The organism is Microbacterium arabinogalactanolyticum (assembly GCF_030268005.1).
GTDB lineage: Bacteria > Actinomycetota > Actinomycetes > Actinomycetales > Microbacteriaceae > Microbacterium > Microbacterium arabinogalactanolyticum.
Genome location: NZ_BRZC01000004.1, coordinates 160,005 through 175,124, shown reverse-complemented (window position 1 = coordinate 175,124; position 15,120 = coordinate 160,005). Strand labels below are relative to the sequence as shown.

Sequence of the window (15,120 nt, the reverse complement as noted above, 5' to 3'; positions counted from 1 at the left end):
CCGAAGTCCGTCAGAGGACGGGGACGTCCTGGAGCAGCCGCAGCGAGCCGGGCGACACCTCGAAGCGATGCAGCGAGCCGTTCCCGAGCACACTGCCGATCTTGGGCAGCGTCCCGCCGGAGGCGTGGTCGATGAGAGAGCGGATGACGCCGCCGTGCGTCACGACGATGATCGACTCGGCCGTCGGGGCGGAACGACGCCGGGCGTCACGGGCGATCCGGTGCAGTGCACTCATCGCACGGATGCACACCTCGTCGAGGGTCTCCGCGCCCGGGACCACGGCATGCCAGTCGCCGTACGCGTCGATGTACTCCTGCACCAGCAGGCCCTCGCCCTCGCCGAACTCGCGCTCGCGCACATCGTGCACGAGCGCCGGCGCTGCGAGGCCGAGTTCACCGGCGATGATCTCCGCGGTCTCCCGCGCGCGGAGCAGCGGGCTCGCGTAGATCGCGTGATGCGTGTCCCTCGACAGCCGCCCTGCGGCCGTGAGCGCGTCCGCGCGTCCTGTGTCGTTCAGGGGGATGTCGGTGGACCCCTGAATTCGCCGAGCGAGGTTCCAGTCGGTCTGCCCGTGGCGCACAAGGGTGAGAAGGGTCACACTCCGACCCTACGCGAGAGCGCCTGCGAGGGCGCTCAGCACGGGGGAGGTGCCACCGGTGAGCACGGCGTCGGCCCAGGCATCCGCCCTCGTCGGCTCGCGGTTGACGATCACCAGCGGGATGCCGCGGCGCCGTGCGCGCTCGATGATGCGGATGCCGGAGTTCACCGTGAGCGAGGTCCCGGCCACCAGCAGCGCGTCCGCTGCGGTCACGACGGACTCCGCCGACCGGAAGCGGGCGGCGGGGACGAACTCGCCGAAGAAGACCACCTCGGGTTTGAGCATGCCACCGCACACTGTGCACGGTGGGATCACGAAGCCCTCCGTGCTCTCCGGGGTCACGTCCCCGTCGGGGTTCAGCTCGATGTTCTCGGGCTTGCGGACCCAGGGGTTCAGCGCCTCGAGCTGGTCGGCGATCGCCCGGCGGTCGAACACCTGCCCGCAGTCCAGGCACAGCGTGCGGTGCATGGTGCCGTGGATCTCCACCACCCGGGAGCTTCCGGCGCGCAGGTGCAGGCCGTCGACGTTCTGGGTGACGACGCCGCTCACCACGCCGGCCCGTTCCATCCGCGCCAGCGCCACGTGGCCCTCGTTCGGTTGCGGTGCGGTGAACGCCAGCCAGCCCAGGTGGCCGCCCAGCCAGTAGCGGCGGCGCGCGGACTCGTCGGCGAGGTAGGTCTGGATGGTCATCGGGTTCGCGCGCGTGCGCGCGCCGACGCCGCGATACGCGGGAATCCCCGAATCTGTGGAGATGCCAGCGCCGGTGAGCACCGCGACCCTCCGACCTCTCAGCAGCTCCGCGACGTGATCGATGCGCGTGCGGGTGTCGTCGTCGATCGTGTCCGAGAGCTGCACGCTCGGCAGTCTACGTCTCCGGTACGGTCCGGGCTCCGCTCGCGGGAACCGAACCTGACAGAGTGGGAGCATGCACGTGATTCCGGTCTCCGACGCCGACGACCCGCGGCTGGATGACTACCGCTCGCTGACCGACACCGCGCTGCGCCGCAGGAACGAGCCCGAAGGCGGGCTCTACATGGCGGAGTCCGCCAAGGTGATCGCGCGGGCGGTGCAGGCCGGCCACCGCCCGCGGTCCGTGCTCACGCAGGAGAAGTGGCTGGATGCCGTGGCCGACGCCCTCGACGGCGTCGGGAGCGGAGCCGAGACGCCGGTGTACACGGCATCCGCCGAGGTCTCCGAGACGGTCACCGGCTTCGCCATCCACCGCGGCCCGCTCGCCGCGATGCGCCGCCCGGCGCTGCTTTCGGTGGCGGAGGTGCTGCAGAGGGCGCGGCCGGATCGTGCCAGGATCGCCGTGCTCGAAGGGCTGACCGACCACACCAACGTCGGCGCCGTGTTCCGCTCCGCCGCGGCGCTCGGCGTGGACGCGGTGCTGGTCACGCCCGACTGCGCCGACCCGCTGTACCGCCGCTCTGTGCGGGTGTCCATGGGCACCGTGTTCCAGGTGCCGTGGACGCGCATTCGGGCATGGCCGGAGGGCATGCGTGAGCTGCAGGACGCCGGATTCGTCGTGGCGGGCATGACACTGGGGGAGGGCGCGATCGAGCTGGACGATCTCGTCGCCGAGGATCACCCCCGACTCGCGATGATCCTCGGCACCGAGGGCGACGGGATCCGTCCCGCGACGGATGCCCTGCTGGATCGCCGCGTCACGATCCCGATGACGGGTGGCGTGGATTCGCTGAATGTCGCGGCGGCATCGGCCGTCGCCTTCTACGCGACCAGATGAGTTCGCCGCGGAGAGCGGACGGTCAATGAACCGGGCGCGGCCGCGCGATCAGTTCTCGGCGCCGGGCATCCGCACCGGAGACGGCTCAGGCCGCTTGGCCTCGACGTGGTCGCCCGAGGACTGGTGGCGCAGCCGGCGCAGCACCCAGGGGACCAGGTGCTCGCGCGCCCAGCCGATGTCCTCGGCTCGCGCTTCGCGCCAGGTGCGCACCGGGACGGGATCGGGCTGCATGGCCTGCAGGTCGTTCGGCACGTTGAGCGCACGCAGCACCATCCGAGCGATCTCGTGGTGACCGAGCGCGTTGTAGTGCAGCCGGTCGTCGTCGAAGAAGCGCGGGTCCTGCACGACCTTCAGCGCCCACTGGTCGGCGATGATGCAGTCGTACCGGTCGCCGATCGCGCGCACGTTCTCGTTGTAGATGGCGACCTTGCCGCGGAACGGGCGGAACACCGGGGTGAAGCCGGTGTCGATCCCGGTGAAGAGCACCACCGCGGCGCCGGTGGAGGAGAGCCGGGCGACGGCGTCCTCGAGCTGCACGGCGATCTCGTCGGGATCGGTGCCCGGGCGGATCACGTCGTTGCCGCCGGCGCAGATCGAGACGAGATCGGGCTTGAGCGCGACCGCCGGCTCGATCTGATCCGCGACGATCTGGGCGATCAGCTTGCCGCGCACGGCGAGATTGGCGTAGGCGAAGTCGTCCACATCATGACCCAGCACCTCGGCGACGCGATCGGCCCAGCCGCGCAGCCCGCCGGGCAGGTCTGGTGCGGGGTCGCCGACACCCTCGGTGAACGAGTCGCCGACGGCGACGAACCGTCGCCAGGGATGCGGTCCCTCGTTCTCGACGAACGGGGTGCGAGACGTCTCCTGGTCCACCATCGGGTTCTCCTTCGGCATCAGACGCCCGGGGTGCGGGCGCCTGAGAGAGCCTACCCGCGCTGATGGGCGGGCGCGCAGAGCGTTGTCGGCGGGCTGGATTATCGTTGAGCAGTGCTCTCTCCGTCCTTCCCTCAGCGCGCCCCGTGGGGTACCGCCGACAAGCTGAGGGCATGGCAGCGGGAGGCGCTGGACGCGTATTTCCAGGCCGATCAGCGGGATTTCCTCGTCGCCGCCACCCCCGGGGCAGGCAAGACCACCTTCGCTCTCACGCTCGCTGTCGAGTTGCTGCGCATGGGCGAGGTCAACCGGGTCATCGTGGTCGCGCCGACCGAGCACCTGAAGACGCAGTGGGCGGATGCGGCCGCGCGCGTGCACATCCGGCTGGACCCCCGGTTCCGCAACAGCCACTGGGCACCCTCCCGGCAGTACCACGGCGTCGTCGTCACCTATGCGCAGGTCGCGGCGAAGTCCAGCGTGCACCGGCACCTGACCGAGGACGCGAGGACGCTCGTCATCCTGGACGAGGTGCACCACGGTGGCGACGCTCTCAGCTGGGGCGACGCCATCCGCGACGCGTACGGGCCGGCCCGTCGCCGTCTGCTGCTGTCGGGCACGCCGTTCCGCAGCGACACTGCGCCCATCCCGTTCGTGGAGTACATCCCCGACGAATCCGGCGCACGGGTCTCCAGCACCGACTACCGCTACGGATACGGGCGGGCGCTGGCCGACGGCGTCGTGCGGCCGGTGCTGTTCCACATGTACTCCGGCAAGATGCGCTGGCGCACCAGCGCGGGCGACGAGCTCGAGGCGCACCTCGGACAGGACAACACCAAGGACGTCACCTCGCAGGCCTGGCGCACCGCGCTGGACCCGGAGGGGGAGTGGATGCCGGCGGTGCTGTCCGCCGCCGATCGCCGCCTCACCGAGATCCGCCACCACGTCCCGGATGCCGGCGGGCTCGTGCTCGCGACGGATCAGACGGTCGCGCGCGCCTACGCCAAGATCCTGCACAGCATCACGGGGGAGCAGCCGACCGTGGTGCTCTCCGACGACGCATCGGCGTCCGAGCGCATCGAGAAGTTCAGTGAGACGGACCGGCGCTGGATGGTCGCCGTGCGCATGGTGTCCGAGGGCGTCGACGTCCCGCGGCTGGCAGTGGGCGTGTACGCGACGTCATCGTCGACGCCGCTGTTCTTCGCACAGGCCATCGGACGATTCGTGCGTGCGAGACGCCGCGGTGAGGCCGCCAGTGTGTTCCTGCCGAACGTCCCCGTGCTGATGACCCTCGCGAACGAGATGGAGCGTCAGCGCGACCACGCGCTCGATCGGCGGGACAAGGACGACGACGGCCTCGAGGACTCGCTGCTGGAGAGCGCGAACCGCGAGGAGGACGCATCCGACGCCCTCACCCAGGAGTTCAGCTATCAGGCGATCTCGTCGCTGGCGCACTTCGATCGGGTCGTGTTCGAGGGCAAGGAGTTCGGTCAGCTCGCCGAGCCCGGCACCCCCGAGGAGGAGGAGTTCATCGGGTTCCCCGGACTTCTCGAGCCCGAGCACGTGCACGCGCTCCTCATGCAGCGCCAGGCCAGGCAGGGCAAGCTGCGCCAGGCGCGGGAGGCGGCCACCCCGGTCGAGACGACGACCCTCCCCGCGCCCCTGCACCGCACCCTTCGCGAGCAGCGGCAGCTGCTGAACAGCCTGGTCGGCCTGTATGCGCGGCAGACCGGCGAGCCGCACGGATCCGTGCACGCCGAGCTGCGCCGGATGTGCGGTGGACCGGCTGTCGCCCAGGCGACCGTGTCGCAGCTGCAGGCGCGGATCGACCTGCTGCGCAAGCGCGTGCGGACCTGACGCGGCCCCAGCGGCATCAGCCGGGTCGTGTGCTGGTTCGGGCATCCGAAATCCTGTCAATCCGCGTCCTGATGCGGTTCAGAGGTGCCCGCGTCGATACCGTGGAATGTTGATCTACCCACGGAGGATGCATGTCTGCCCCCGCCCACGCCACTGCTGCGGACCGCAAGCAATGGGCCCGCTATCTGGTCGAGGAACGCGCCGAAGGAGCCGTCTACTCGCGGCTCGCCGCTCGGAGAGAAGGCGAGGAGAAGGAGATCCTGCTCTCCCTCGCGGAAGCCGAGCGTCGCCACGAGCAGCACTGGCTGGATCTGCTCGGAGGCGAGGAGCCCTCCCGGCTTCCCCGTGCCGGTCTCCGCTCCCGGATGCTGGGCTGGATGGCCGGACGGTTCGGATCCATCTTCGTGCTCGCGCTCGCTCAGAGCGCCGAGGCGCGTTCCCCCTACGACAGCGAGAAGTACGCCACCCCGGCGATGCGGGCCGATGAGAAGGTGCACCACGAGGTGGTCCGCGGCCTCGCCGCGCGCGGACGCCGCCGGTTGTCCGGCTCGTTCCGCGCGGCGGTCTTCGGCGCGAACGACGGACTCGTCTCGAACCTCGCACTGGTGCTCGGCATCGGGGCCACCGGGGTCGGCTCCGGCCTGGTGCTCTTCAGCGGCATCGCCGGCCTTCTCGCCGGCGCACTGTCGATGGGTGCGGGGGAGTTCGTCTCCGTGCGCTCCCAGCGCGAGCTGCTGGCCGCGACGGAGGAGAGCAACGACGCGGATGCCACCGCGGGCGACCTCGACATCGATGCCAACGAGCTGGCCCTCGTGTACCGGGCGCGCGGCATGGACGAGGACGAGTCGCTGGCACGCGCCCAGCGGGTCGTGAGCGCCGCGCAGGCGGGCATCCGTCGCGACGCGACCGGACCGATCGGCGTGCCGAACGATCATGAGATCGTCGGCAGCGACTGGACGGCCGCCATCTCCAGCTTCCTGCTGTTCGCGTCCGGTGCGATCGTGCCCGTGCTGCCGTGGCTCTTCGGGCTCACGGGCTTCACGGCGATCCTCGTCGCGTTGGTGCTCGTCGGAGTCGCGCTGCTGAGCACGGGCGCGATGGTCGGGATCCTCTCCGGCGGCCCGCCGCTCAAGCGCGCCCTGCGGCAGCTGGCGATCGGCTTCGGGGCGGCGGCGATCACCTACGTGCTCGGTCTCGTGTTCGGCGTCGGCGCGGTGTGAGCAGAGTCATGCGCTGAGTCATGCGCGTGCCGTCAACCCCCTTTCCGGGCTCGGCGACATGCGGATGACTGGATGCTCCACACCGAGGAGCAAGGAGCAGAGCATGGCCCAGATCATCGAGACCGTGGACGTCGACGTCCCCGTGCGCGTCGCATACGACCAGTGGACCCAGTTCGAGAGCTTTCCCGACTTCCTCGAGGAGGTGGTCTCGACCACCCAGGTGGATGACACGCGCAATCACTGGGTCGTCGAGGTCGGCGGGGTGCGCCGCGAGTTCGACACCGAGATCACCGAGCAGCACCCGGACGACCGCGTGGCCTGGCGCAGCGTCGGCGGTGAGACGGCCCATGCGGGTGTGGTGAGCTTCCACCGCCTGAGCGACGATTCCAGTCGCGTGACCGTGCAGATCGACTGGAAGCCGGAGGGCCTTGCCGAGATGGTCGGCTCGATCGCGGGCCTCGCATCCCATGCGGTCAGGAAGGACCTGGACAACTTCAAGGACTTCATCGAGAACCGCAGCACGGCGACCGGCGCCTGGCGCGGCGACGTCGACGCCTGACACGGAGAAGGCCCCGGATCTCTCGATCCGGGGCCTTCTCCGTTCTGTGCGCGAGGGGGGACTTGAACCCCCACGCCCTATTCGGGCACTAGCACCTCAAGCTAGCGCGTCTACCTATTCCGCCACCCGCGCAGGTGATGAAAAGTCGTTGCCGACCGAAGAATGACTCTAGCACGGTCCGCGGACAGCCACGAACCACGCCGACGCCCGGGCGTGGCACGCCGTTTCGATAGCCTGGAGCCATGTCGGATTCCTCCCTGCCCGAAGTCGCCCGGATCGCCCGTGATCTGATCCGCATCGACACCTCCAACTTCGGCGGCGGGAACGCGAAGGGTGAACGCGAAGCCGCGGAGTACGTCGGCGCCTTCCTCACCTCGCTCGGCCTCGAGCCGGAGTACTACGAGCCGATCCCGAACCGGACCAACGTGATGGCACGCGTCAGGGGCCGCAACCCCGAGCGTCCCGCGCTGGTCGTGCACGGACACCTGGACGTGGTCCCCGCCATGGCCGAGGACTGGAGCGTCGACCCGTTCGAGGGAGTGATCCGCGATGGGATGCTGTGGGGGCGCGGCGCCGTGGACATGAAGAACATGGACGCCATGATCCTCACCGCGGTCGCCGATCTGCTGCGGGCGGGTGAGCAGCCCGACCGCGATCTGATCCTGGTGTTCTTCGCGGATGAGGAGAACGGCGGCGTGGAGGGCTCCGCGCTCGTCGTGCGCGACAGGCCGGAGTGGTTCTCCGGCGCGACCGAGGCGATCAGCGAGGTGGGCGGGTACTCGATCACGGTCGACGATCACCGCGCCTATCTACTGCAGGTGGGGGAGAAGGCCCTGATGTGGCTTCGGCTGGTCGCCAAGGGGCGTGCAGGACACGGCAGCCGCTACCACGAGCAGAACGCGGTCACGCGTCTCGCAGAGGCCGTCGCCGCCGTCGGCCGGACCCGCTGGCCCATCCGGCTCACACCGACCACCCAGGCCCTTCTCGACGGCCTGAGCGAGCTGACCGGACGGCCGATCGATGACCCGGACGCGCTGGCCGCGGCCGCAGGTCCCGCCGAGGCCTTCCTGCGCTCCACGTTCCGCACCACCGCGAACCCCACCGTGCTCACCGCCGGATACAAGCACAACGTGATCCCCGAGACCGCGGAGGCTCTCATCGACGTCCGTGTGATCCCCGGGACCGAGGACGACGTGCTCGCCGAGCTGCAGCGGATCGTCGGCGAAGACATCCGCATCGAGACCGTCGTGCGCGACATCGGCATGGAGACGCCGTTCGCGGGCGAGCTGGTGGACGCCATGGTGGCGGCCCTGGGGAAGCACGACCCTGGAGTGCCCGTGATCCCGTACCTGCTCGGCGCCGGCACCGACAACAAGGCGCTGGCCTCGATCGGCATCACCGGGTACGGATTCGCGCCGCTGCAGCTGCCTGCGGATCTCGACTTCACAGGGATGTTCCACGGAGTGGACGAGCGCGTCCCCGTAGAATCTCTTGTCTTCGGTCAGCGCGTGCTGACCGATCTGCTGCGCTCCTGCTGACCGGCATCCGTCCGGGGACACCGACGCCTCACCCTTGGAAAGCACCGCATGAACCTGCTCGAAGCCCTTCTGCTCGGCGTCGTCCAGGGACTCACCGAGTTCCTGCCGATCTCCTCCAGCGCGCACCTGCGCATCGTCGGGGCGCTGCTTCCCTCCGGTGAGGACCCGGGCGCCGCGTTCACCGCGATCACCCAGATCGGCACCGAGGCGGCCGTCGTGGTGTTCTTCTGGCGTGACATCGTGCGCATCATCGGCACGTGGTTCCGGTCCCTGACCGGCAAGGCGCCGCGCAACGACCCCGATGCGAAGATGGGGTGGCTGATCATCCTCGGCAGCATCCCGATCGTCCTGCTGGGGCTGCTGTTCCAGGACAAGATCGAGACGACGCTGCGATCGCTCTGGATCGTCGCGATCATGCTCATCGGCTTCGGTCTGCTGCTGGGCATCGCGGACTACATCGGTGCCAAGAAGCGCAAGCTCGACGAGCTGACCTACCCGCACGGCATCGCCTACGGCGTGGCGCAGGCGTTCGCTCTGGTACCCGGCGTGTCGCGATCCGGTGGCACCATCACGATGGGCCTCTTCCTCGGCTATGAGCGCGCTGCGGCCGCCCGGTACGCGTTCCTGCTGGCGATTCCCGCGGTGTTCGGCAGCGGCTTCTACCAGCTGTTCAAGCACGGCGGGGAGGCCGGCCAGTACTTCAGCCTGGGGGAGACCTTCGCGGCGACCGGCATCGCATTCGTCGTGGCGCTCGGCGTGATCGCGTTCTTCATGAACTGGATCTCCAAGCGCAGCTTCCTGCCGTTCGTGATCTACCGGGTGCTGCTGGGCGGCACGCTCATCGTGCTGCTGTCCACGGGAGTGCTCTCGCCGCGCTGATCGGTCACTTCCTGTCGGGGCCGTCGCCCCGGCGGCGCAGGTAGCGCTCGAAGGCCTGGGCGATGGCGTCGCCGGAGGCATCGGGCGAGTCCCAGGTGTCGCGTGTCCGCTCCAGCTGGTGGATGTACTCGGTCATGTCCTCGTCCTCGGCTGCAGCGGCGTCGATCGACGCCTCCCAGGCCGCGGCCGCGGTGCGCAGGTGCTCGCGGGCGGGGCCGACGCCGGTGAGCTCCTCGAGCCGATCCAGCAGCGCCAGGGTCGCCTTCGGCGAGGGAGCCGCGGTCGCGACGTAGTGCGGCACGCTGGCCCACAGGCTCGCGGAGGGGATCTCGGCGCGTTCGGCGAAGTGCTCGAAGACGCTCAGGATGCCCACCGGCCCCTCGTAGGTGGACTTGTCCAGGCCGTGCGCAGCGCGCACACGCTCGTTCTGGCTCGACGCGAAGATCGAGATGGGACGGGTGTGCGGCACATCCGAGAGCATCGCCCCCAGCGTGACCAGCCCGGTCACGTCGTCGCGCAGCGCCACGTCGATGAACTCCGTGGCGAACGCCTGCCACGCCCGTGCAGGCTCCGAACCGGTGAGCAGCCACAGCTCAGGGCCCGCGGTCGTGCTCGTGGGGCGCCACAGCGTGGCGTCCGGCCAGTGCAGCTCGCGGTGGCCGGAGGCGTCCATGCGGGACGAGGGACGCGTGTACTGATAGTCGAAGTACAGCTCGGGATCGACGGAGTGCACGGCCTCGTAGCTCCCCGCCTCGCGCAGTGCGCCGATGGCGCCACTGGCAGCCTCGCCGGCGTCGTTCCAGCCGTCGAACGCGGCGACGATGATGCGTGAGCCGAGAGCGTCCACCGTTCTCCCTCCTGTCACCCGGGGCCTGCGCCCCGGAAGTGTCCCTCCAGGCTAGTCGCCCGGCATCAGCCCCGGGCCGGCTCCCGGCTAGCATGGGTTCAGTGAGCAACAAGCCCAGCGCAGTCCTGTGGGACATGGACGGAACCCTCGTCGACACCGAGCCGTACTGGATGGATGCCGAGACCGTCCTGGTCGAGTCGTTCGGCGGCACGTGGACCCATGAGGACGCGCTCCAGCTGGTCGGCAACGGTCTGCACGACAGCGCTCTGATCCTGCAGAGGTACGGCGTCGACATGGAGGCGGACGCCATCGTCCAGCACCTCACGGATGCCGTCGCCCATCGCCTCCGCAGCGAGGGGGTCCCGTTCCGGCACGGCGCTCGCGAGCTGCTCGCAGACCTGCGCGCCAACGGCATCCCCACGGCCCTGGTGACCATGTCGCTGCGCCGCATGGCCCTCGACGTCGTCTCCCTGATCGACTTCGACGCCTTCGACCTCGTGGTCGCCGGGGATGACGTCGCGCGCCCCAAGCCCTTCCCCGACCCGTACCTGCGAGCCGCCGAGCTGCTGGAGATCGACATCGCGGATGCCGTCGTGATCGAGGACTCCGGCACCGGAGTCGCCGCGGGCCGGGCATCCGGTGCGGTCACCCTGGGCGTGCCGCACATCGTCTCCCTGGACGGCTCGGACGCGCATGAACTGTGGCCGACGCTCGCGGGACGCACGTCCGCCGACATCCGCGACCTCGCCGGCCGCCACGCCAAGGAGAACGCATGAGCGCCAATCGACCCCGCGGGCCGTTCCGAGAGGGCGACCGCGTGCAGCTGACCGGCCCCAAGGGACGGATGCACACCATCACGCTGCGCGGAGACGGTGAGCTGCACACCCATCACGGAGTGCTCAAGCACACCCAGCTGATCGGGCAGCCGGACGGCTCCGTCGTGACCAACAGCGGCGGACACGACTACCTGGCGCTGCGTCCGCTGCTGCGGGACTTCGCGATGTCGATGCCGCGCGGCGCGGCGATCGTGTACCCCAAGGACTCGGCGCAGATCGTCATGCAGGCCGACATCTTCCCCGGTGCTGTCGTCGTCGAGGCCGGCGTCGGCTCCGGCGCGCTCTCGCTCGCCCTCCTCCGGGCGATCGGCCACGAGGGCAGGCTGACGTCCTTCGAGCGGCGCGACGACTTCGCGGAGGTGGCGCGCGCGAACGTCGAGACCTTCTTCGGCGAGACGCCCGACACCTGGAGCGTCGTCGTAGGCGACCTCGCCGAGGAGCTGCCCGCCCAGTTCGAGGCCGGCACGGTGGATCGCGTCGTCCTCGACATGCTCGCACCCTGGGAGTGCATGGACGTCGTCGCCGACGCCCTCGCCCCCGGCGGTGTGGTGATCTGCTATGTCGCCACCGCCACCCAGCTGTCCCGCGTCGCGGAGTACATCCGCGGCACGGGGCTGTTCACCGATCCGGACGCCTCCGAGACCATGGTCCGTGGATGGCACGTCGAGGGACTGGCCGTCCGACCCGACCACAGGATGGTCGCGCACACCGGGTTCCTGCTGACCGCGCGGCGCCTGGCGCCGGGTGCCGTTCCTCCCGAGGTCAAGCGCCGAGCCTCCAAGTCCAGCTACGGCGACGAGGACGTGGAGCTGTGGACCCCCGGCGCGGTCGGCGATCGCGAGATCACGGACAAGAACCTGCGCAAGCGGGTGCGCGAGGCGCAGAAGGCCGCGAACGGCGCGCGCACCGCCGCCGCATCGCGCGAGGGCGACAGCGCTTCGGAATAGACTGGGGCGCGTGCGTAAAACGACCGCTGCCGTCTCGGCCCTCGCCCTGTCCGCTCTCGTCCTGACGGGCTGCTCGACCGCGCCGGGATCCGGCGCCGCCGGTTGCGAGCGCAGCGAGTCCGCCGCGCTCTCGATGGCGGTCAAGGCGAGCGGTGACATCGGCGCCGCGAAGGTGAGCCTGACTGCGCCGATGCCGACGTCGAAGGTGGTCTACGACGACCTCGTGGTCGGCGACGGCGCGGTCGTGCGCGAAGAGACCCAGGACGTCGTCGGCTCCATCACCCTGCTGAACGGCGCCACCGGTCAGATGATCGACAGCGGTGCCGGCGTCTGGTCGCCGAAGTCCCTCAGCGAGCAGTTCGGCGGCATCGGCTCGGCCCTGCAGTGCGCCACCAACGGCTCCCGCGTCGCGTTCGCGGTGCCCGCGAAGGACCTTCCGGAGGGAATGGCCGCGCAGGTCGGACTCGGTCCCGATGAGAGCATCGTCGGCACGATCGACATCCAGGAGGTGCTGCTGCCCAAGGCGCAGGGTCGCGACGTGTTCAACGACGCACAGGGAATCCCGTCGGTGGTGCGCGCGCCCAGCGGGCAGCCGGGCATCATCATCCCCGACGGCGCGGCTCCGAAGAAGCTCGTGACCGAGACCCTGATCGAGGGCGACGGCGCGAAGGTCGGCAAGGGACTGGCGATGTTCCAGTACACCGCCGTGAAGTGGTCGACCCGTGCCGTGACAGGTTCGTCGTGGGAGAAGGGCGTCGTGTACGACACCTCCACCCTTCCGCCGCAGGTGATGGCGCAGGTCGCGAAGTCGACCGTCGGCAGCCAGATCCTCGTCGTCGACCCCGAGAAGACCGGCGGCGACGCGATCGCCTACGTCGTCGACGTGCTGGGCATCGTCCCGCCGGAGCTGGTCCGGGGATGACGCCGGCGCAGATCCCCGCGGAGGAGCGGCTGACGAATCTCGTCGTGGCGCTGATGGCCACGGAGATCGGCCTGACCAAGCAGCAGATCCTCGACAACGTCTCCGGGTACCGCCAGCGCGTCGAAGCGGGCGCGAAGCCCGATTCGCTGGAGAAGATGTTCGAGCGGGACAAGGACGAGCTGCGCGCGCTCGGGATGCCCGTGGAGACCATCGGCGATCCGGCCGATCCTCAGGACATGCGGGAGGCCCGCTACCGGATTCCGCAGGCGGACTACGATCTGCCGTCCGACATCGAGTTCTCGGATGCGGAGCTCGCCGTGCTGCGCCTGGCCGGGAGCGTGTGGAGCAGCGAATCGGTCTCCGCCGACGCCCAGGCCGGCGTCCGCAAGATCCGCGCGCTCGGCATCGACGGCGACGAGCCGATCATCGGGTTCGCGCCGCGCATCGCCGTGCAGGACGCGGCCTTCCCCGCACTGCAGGAGGGCATCGAACGCAACCGCGTCGTCGTCTTCGACTACCTGAAGCCGGGCGAGGACGCGCCCACGCGCCGCCGCGTCCGTCCGCTGGTCCAGGTCGAGTACGAATCGCGCTGGCATCTGTACGGGTTCGACGTGGATGCCGACGGTGAGCGCACCTTCCTGCTCAGCCGCATCGTCAGCGATGTGAAGGTCACCGGCCAGGGCTTCGACCCCGTGGCGCGCGACGGCGCTGCGGAGCGTGCGCTCGCGGGTCTCGCCGAGGTCGCCGCATCGCAGCAGGCCCTGCTCGAGATCACGCCGGGGACCGAGGCGGCCCTGCGGCTCGGCCGCCGGGGCGTTCCCGCCGTGCAGGGCATCCGCGTCCCCTATGTGGACCGGCACATCTTCGCCGACGAACTGGCCACCTACGGACCGGAGGTGCGGGTCGTGGAGCCCGCCGATCTCCGCGACAGCGTGATCCAGCGGCTGCACGCGATCGTCGACGCGCACGCCGCCGACGCGGTCGCCGGAGAGGGGAGTGCCGAATGAGCTCCGCACCGCTTCTGGCCGCGGACCGCGTGCGCCTGTACCTGACGCTCGTCCCGTACCTGCTCGAGCGCGGCCAGGTCACGCTCGACGAGGCCGCGGCCGAGTTCGGCGTGACCGCCGCGCAGATGCGGGCGATGGCCGAGAAGCTCACGGTGATCGGCCTGCCGGGCGATTCCGGCTACTGGCAGCTCCCGCAGGAGATGTTCGACATCGACTGGGACCTGCTCGACGAGCACGACATCATCGAGATCACGCATGACGTCGCGTTCCGCCGTGTTCCTCGGTTCACCGCCCGGGAGGCGGCGGCGCTGCTCGCCGGCCTCCAGCTCGTCGCCGCGGTGCCGGCGGTGGCCGACTCCGGACTGGTCAGCGGCCTGATCGCCAAGCTCTCCCGCGGCTCCGCCGACGCACCTCCCGATCTGCTCGTCGCGCCGGTGGAGGTCACCGAGGTGCAGCAGGTCGTCTCGCGCGCGCTGCACGACGGCGTCGCCGTGGCGTTCCGTTACCAGGCTCCGGATGCCGAGCCGACCACCCGCACGGTCGACCCGCGTCAGATCCTGATCACGAACGGGCAGTGGTATCTGCAGGGATGGTGCCATCTGCGGCAGGCGATGCGGACGTTCCATCTCGACCGCGTCAGCGATGCGCATCTGACCGAGATCCCGATCACCCACGGCGACGCGCCCGTGCCGGCGGAGTTCGGCGGGGGCGGCGACGTCTCGGATCACGTCACCGTGCGGCTTCCCGAGCGGATGCTGCCGCTGCTGGGCGCCTTCCCGTACGAGGAGATCGACCGGGCCGACGCCGTCGTCACCGTGCGCATGAGCATGGCGGACCCCCGGGGGATCAAGCGGATCGCCGGTCGATTCGGAGGTGCGCTGGAGGTGCTCGACCCGCCTCTGGCGCGGTGCGCGACACGGGAATGGGCATCCGCCGCACTCGACCTCTACACGGTGCCCGACGGCTCTCCGGCACAGGTAGACTGAACGGAATCCGACCCACCAAGAGGAGAAATCCATGGGTAATCTTTTCGCAGGCCCGCACCTGTGGATCATTCTGATCATCATCCTTCTTCTGTTCGGCGCGGCGAAGCTGCCGGCGCTGGCGAAGAGCCTGGGACAGTCCGCACGCGTGTTCAAGGGCGAGATGAAGGCGATGAAGGACGACGACGCCCCGGAGGCCGGCACCGACGGCACCACCGCGACGTCGACCGGTACTGCAGCCCCGGCGGCTGAGCGTCCTGCTGATCAGGACACACCGCCCCGCGCCTCGTAGGTCGTGACAGAACTG

At 69.9% G+C, this 15,120-nt stretch carries 16 protein-coding genes and 1 tRNA gene; 12 read left to right on the top strand and 5 right to left on the bottom strand.

Annotation, left to right across the window (positions count from 1 at the left end; all coding sequences use genetic code 11):
- Positions 1 to 10: 10 nt before the first annotated feature.
- Together MIAR_RS05205 and MIAR_RS05200 are read right to left on the bottom strand one after the other, a co-directional pair.
- On the bottom strand, positions 11 to 598 hold the full coding sequence (locus tag MIAR_RS05205) for a histidine phosphatase family protein (protein ID WP_285632310.1): 588 nt from the start codon (positions 596 to 598) through the stop codon (positions 11 to 13).
- A gap of 9 nt (positions 599 to 607) precedes the next feature.
- Positions 608 to 1,453, bottom strand: a complete 846-nt coding sequence (locus MIAR_RS05200; protein ID WP_285632309.1) for a Sir2 family NAD-dependent protein deacetylase — start codon at positions 1,451 to 1,453, stop codon at positions 608 to 610.
- A gap of 70 nt (positions 1,454 to 1,523) precedes the next feature.
- On the opposite strand from MIAR_RS05200, the gene MIAR_RS05195 reads away from it, so the two are divergent.
- Complete coding sequence (locus MIAR_RS05195; RefSeq protein WP_285632308.1) at positions 1,524 to 2,345, top strand: TrmH family RNA methyltransferase; 822 nt, start codon at positions 1,524 to 1,526, stop codon at positions 2,343 to 2,345.
- A 48-nt stretch (positions 2,346 to 2,393) separates the two neighbouring features.
- Here the strand turns inward: MIAR_RS05195 and MIAR_RS05190 are convergent, their stop codons facing one another.
- Positions 2,394 to 3,224 carry an SGNH/GDSL hydrolase family protein gene (locus MIAR_RS05190; RefSeq protein WP_285632307.1) on the bottom strand — a complete coding sequence of 277 codons (831 nt, stop codon included), beginning with the start codon at positions 3,222 to 3,224 and terminating at the stop codon, positions 2,394 to 2,396.
- Between the two features lie 111 nt (positions 3,225 to 3,335).
- Here MIAR_RS05190 and MIAR_RS05185 point away from each other — a divergent pair, with 111 nt between their 5' ends.
- From MIAR_RS05185 to MIAR_RS05175, 3 genes are all read left to right on the top strand, one after another.
- Positions 3,336 to 5,075 carry a DEAD/DEAH box helicase gene (locus MIAR_RS05185; RefSeq protein ID WP_285632306.1) on the top strand — a complete coding sequence of 580 codons (1,740 nt, stop codon included), beginning with the start codon at positions 3,336 to 3,338 and terminating at the stop codon, positions 5,073 to 5,075.
- A 131-nt stretch (positions 5,076 to 5,206) separates the two neighbouring features.
- Positions 5,207 to 6,295, top strand: coding sequence for a VIT1/CCC1 transporter family protein (locus MIAR_RS05180; protein ID WP_285632305.1), 1,089 nt, complete (start codon positions 5,207 to 5,209; stop codon positions 6,293 to 6,295).
- Between the two features lie 103 nt (positions 6,296 to 6,398).
- A complete protein-coding gene (locus tag MIAR_RS05175) occupies positions 6,399 to 6,854 on the top strand; it encodes an SRPBCC family protein (protein WP_285632304.1) in 456 nt (151 codons plus the stop codon).
- Between the two features lie 47 nt (positions 6,855 to 6,901).
- Here the strand turns inward: MIAR_RS05175 and MIAR_RS05170 are convergent.
- Positions 6,902 to 6,986 (bottom strand) — tRNA-Leu (locus MIAR_RS05170).
- Between the two features lie 110 nt (positions 6,987 to 7,096).
- Between MIAR_RS05170 and MIAR_RS05165 the strand changes: the two genes are divergently transcribed.
- Together MIAR_RS05165 and MIAR_RS05160 are read left to right on the top strand one after the other, a co-directional pair.
- Positions 7,097 to 8,392 carry a M20/M25/M40 family metallo-hydrolase gene (locus MIAR_RS05165; RefSeq protein WP_285632303.1) on the top strand — a complete coding sequence of 432 codons (1,296 nt, stop codon included), beginning with the start codon at positions 7,097 to 7,099 and terminating at the stop codon, positions 8,390 to 8,392.
- A gap of 48 nt (positions 8,393 to 8,440) precedes the next feature.
- Entirely contained in the window at positions 8,441 to 9,271 is an 831-nt protein-coding gene (locus MIAR_RS05160) for an undecaprenyl-diphosphate phosphatase (protein WP_285632302.1), read from the top strand.
- A 4-nt stretch (positions 9,272 to 9,275) separates the two neighbouring features.
- On the opposite strand, the gene MIAR_RS05155 is transcribed toward MIAR_RS05160, so the two are convergent.
- Entirely contained in the window at positions 9,276 to 10,118 is an 843-nt protein-coding gene (locus MIAR_RS05155) for a PAC2 family protein (RefSeq protein ID WP_285632301.1), read from the bottom strand.
- 92 nt (positions 10,119 to 10,210) lie between these two features.
- Between MIAR_RS05155 and MIAR_RS05150 the strand changes: the two genes are divergently transcribed.
- From MIAR_RS05150 to tatA, 6 genes are read left to right on the top strand one after another with little or no spacing between them, the layout of a single operon-like run.
- Positions 10,211 to 10,894 (top strand): HAD family hydrolase, encoded by a 684-nt coding sequence (locus tag MIAR_RS05150; protein WP_285632299.1) that lies wholly within the window; start codon positions 10,211 to 10,213, stop codon positions 10,892 to 10,894.
- On the top strand, positions 10,891 to 11,901 hold the full coding sequence (locus MIAR_RS05145; protein WP_285632298.1) for a tRNA (adenine-N1)-methyltransferase: 1,011 nt from the start codon (positions 10,891 to 10,893) through the stop codon (positions 11,899 to 11,901). Before MIAR_RS05150 ends, MIAR_RS05145 begins: the two co-directional genes overlap by 4 nt.
- Positions 11,902 to 11,911: 10 nt before the next feature.
- Entirely contained in the window at positions 11,912 to 12,823 is a 912-nt protein-coding gene (locus MIAR_RS05140; RefSeq protein ID WP_285632297.1) for a peptidylprolyl isomerase, read from the top strand.
- Positions 12,820 to 13,830, top strand: a complete 1,011-nt coding sequence (locus tag MIAR_RS05135; protein ID WP_285632296.1) for a helix-turn-helix transcriptional regulator — start codon at positions 12,820 to 12,822, stop codon at positions 13,828 to 13,830. Before MIAR_RS05140 ends, MIAR_RS05135 begins: the two co-directional genes overlap by 4 nt.
- Positions 13,827 to 14,816, top strand: coding sequence for a helix-turn-helix transcriptional regulator (locus MIAR_RS05130; RefSeq protein WP_285632295.1), 990 nt, complete (start codon positions 13,827 to 13,829; stop codon positions 14,814 to 14,816). Before MIAR_RS05135 ends, MIAR_RS05130 begins: the two co-directional genes overlap by 4 nt.
- 31 nt (positions 14,817 to 14,847) lie before the next feature.
- Entirely contained in the window at positions 14,848 to 15,105 is a 258-nt protein-coding gene (tatA, locus tag MIAR_RS05125) for a twin-arginine translocase TatA/TatE family subunit (protein ID WP_285632294.1), read from the top strand.
- The last annotated feature ends 15 nt before the right edge of the window (positions 15,106 to 15,120 follow it).

Bases quoted from the DNA above. Each gene is read 5' to 3' on its own strand.
- MIAR_RS05195 (WP_285632308.1), top strand. From the start codon at position 1,524: ATGCACGTGATTCCGGTCTCCGACGCCGACGACCCGCGGCTGGATGAC.
- MIAR_RS05190 (WP_285632307.1), bottom strand. From the start codon at position 3,224: ATGGTGGACCAGGAGACGTCTCGCACCCCGTTCGTCGAGAACGAGGGA.
- MIAR_RS05180 (WP_285632305.1), top strand. From the start codon at position 5,207: ATGTCTGCCCCCGCCCACGCCACTGCTGCGGACCGCAAGCAATGGGCC.
- MIAR_RS05175 (WP_285632304.1), top strand. From the start codon at position 6,399: ATGGCCCAGATCATCGAGACCGTGGACGTCGACGTCCCCGTGCGCGTC.
- MIAR_RS05165 (WP_285632303.1), top strand. From the start codon at position 7,097: ATGTCGGATTCCTCCCTGCCCGAAGTCGCCCGGATCGCCCGTGATCTG.
- MIAR_RS05160 (WP_285632302.1), top strand. From the start codon at position 8,441: ATGAACCTGCTCGAAGCCCTTCTGCTCGGCGTCGTCCAGGGACTCACC.
- MIAR_RS05150 (WP_285632299.1), top strand. From the start codon at position 10,211: ATGGGTTCAGTGAGCAACAAGCCCAGCGCAGTCCTGTGGGACATGGAC.
- MIAR_RS05145 (WP_285632298.1), top strand. From the start codon at position 10,891: ATGAGCGCCAATCGACCCCGCGGGCCGTTCCGAGAGGGCGACCGCGTG.
- MIAR_RS05135 (WP_285632296.1), top strand. From the start codon at position 12,820: ATGACGCCGGCGCAGATCCCCGCGGAGGAGCGGCTGACGAATCTCGTC.
- MIAR_RS05130 (WP_285632295.1), top strand. From the start codon at position 13,827: ATGAGCTCCGCACCGCTTCTGGCCGCGGACCGCGTGCGCCTGTACCTG.
- tatA (WP_285632294.1), top strand. From the start codon at position 14,848: ATGGGTAATCTTTTCGCAGGCCCGCACCTGTGGATCATTCTGATCATC.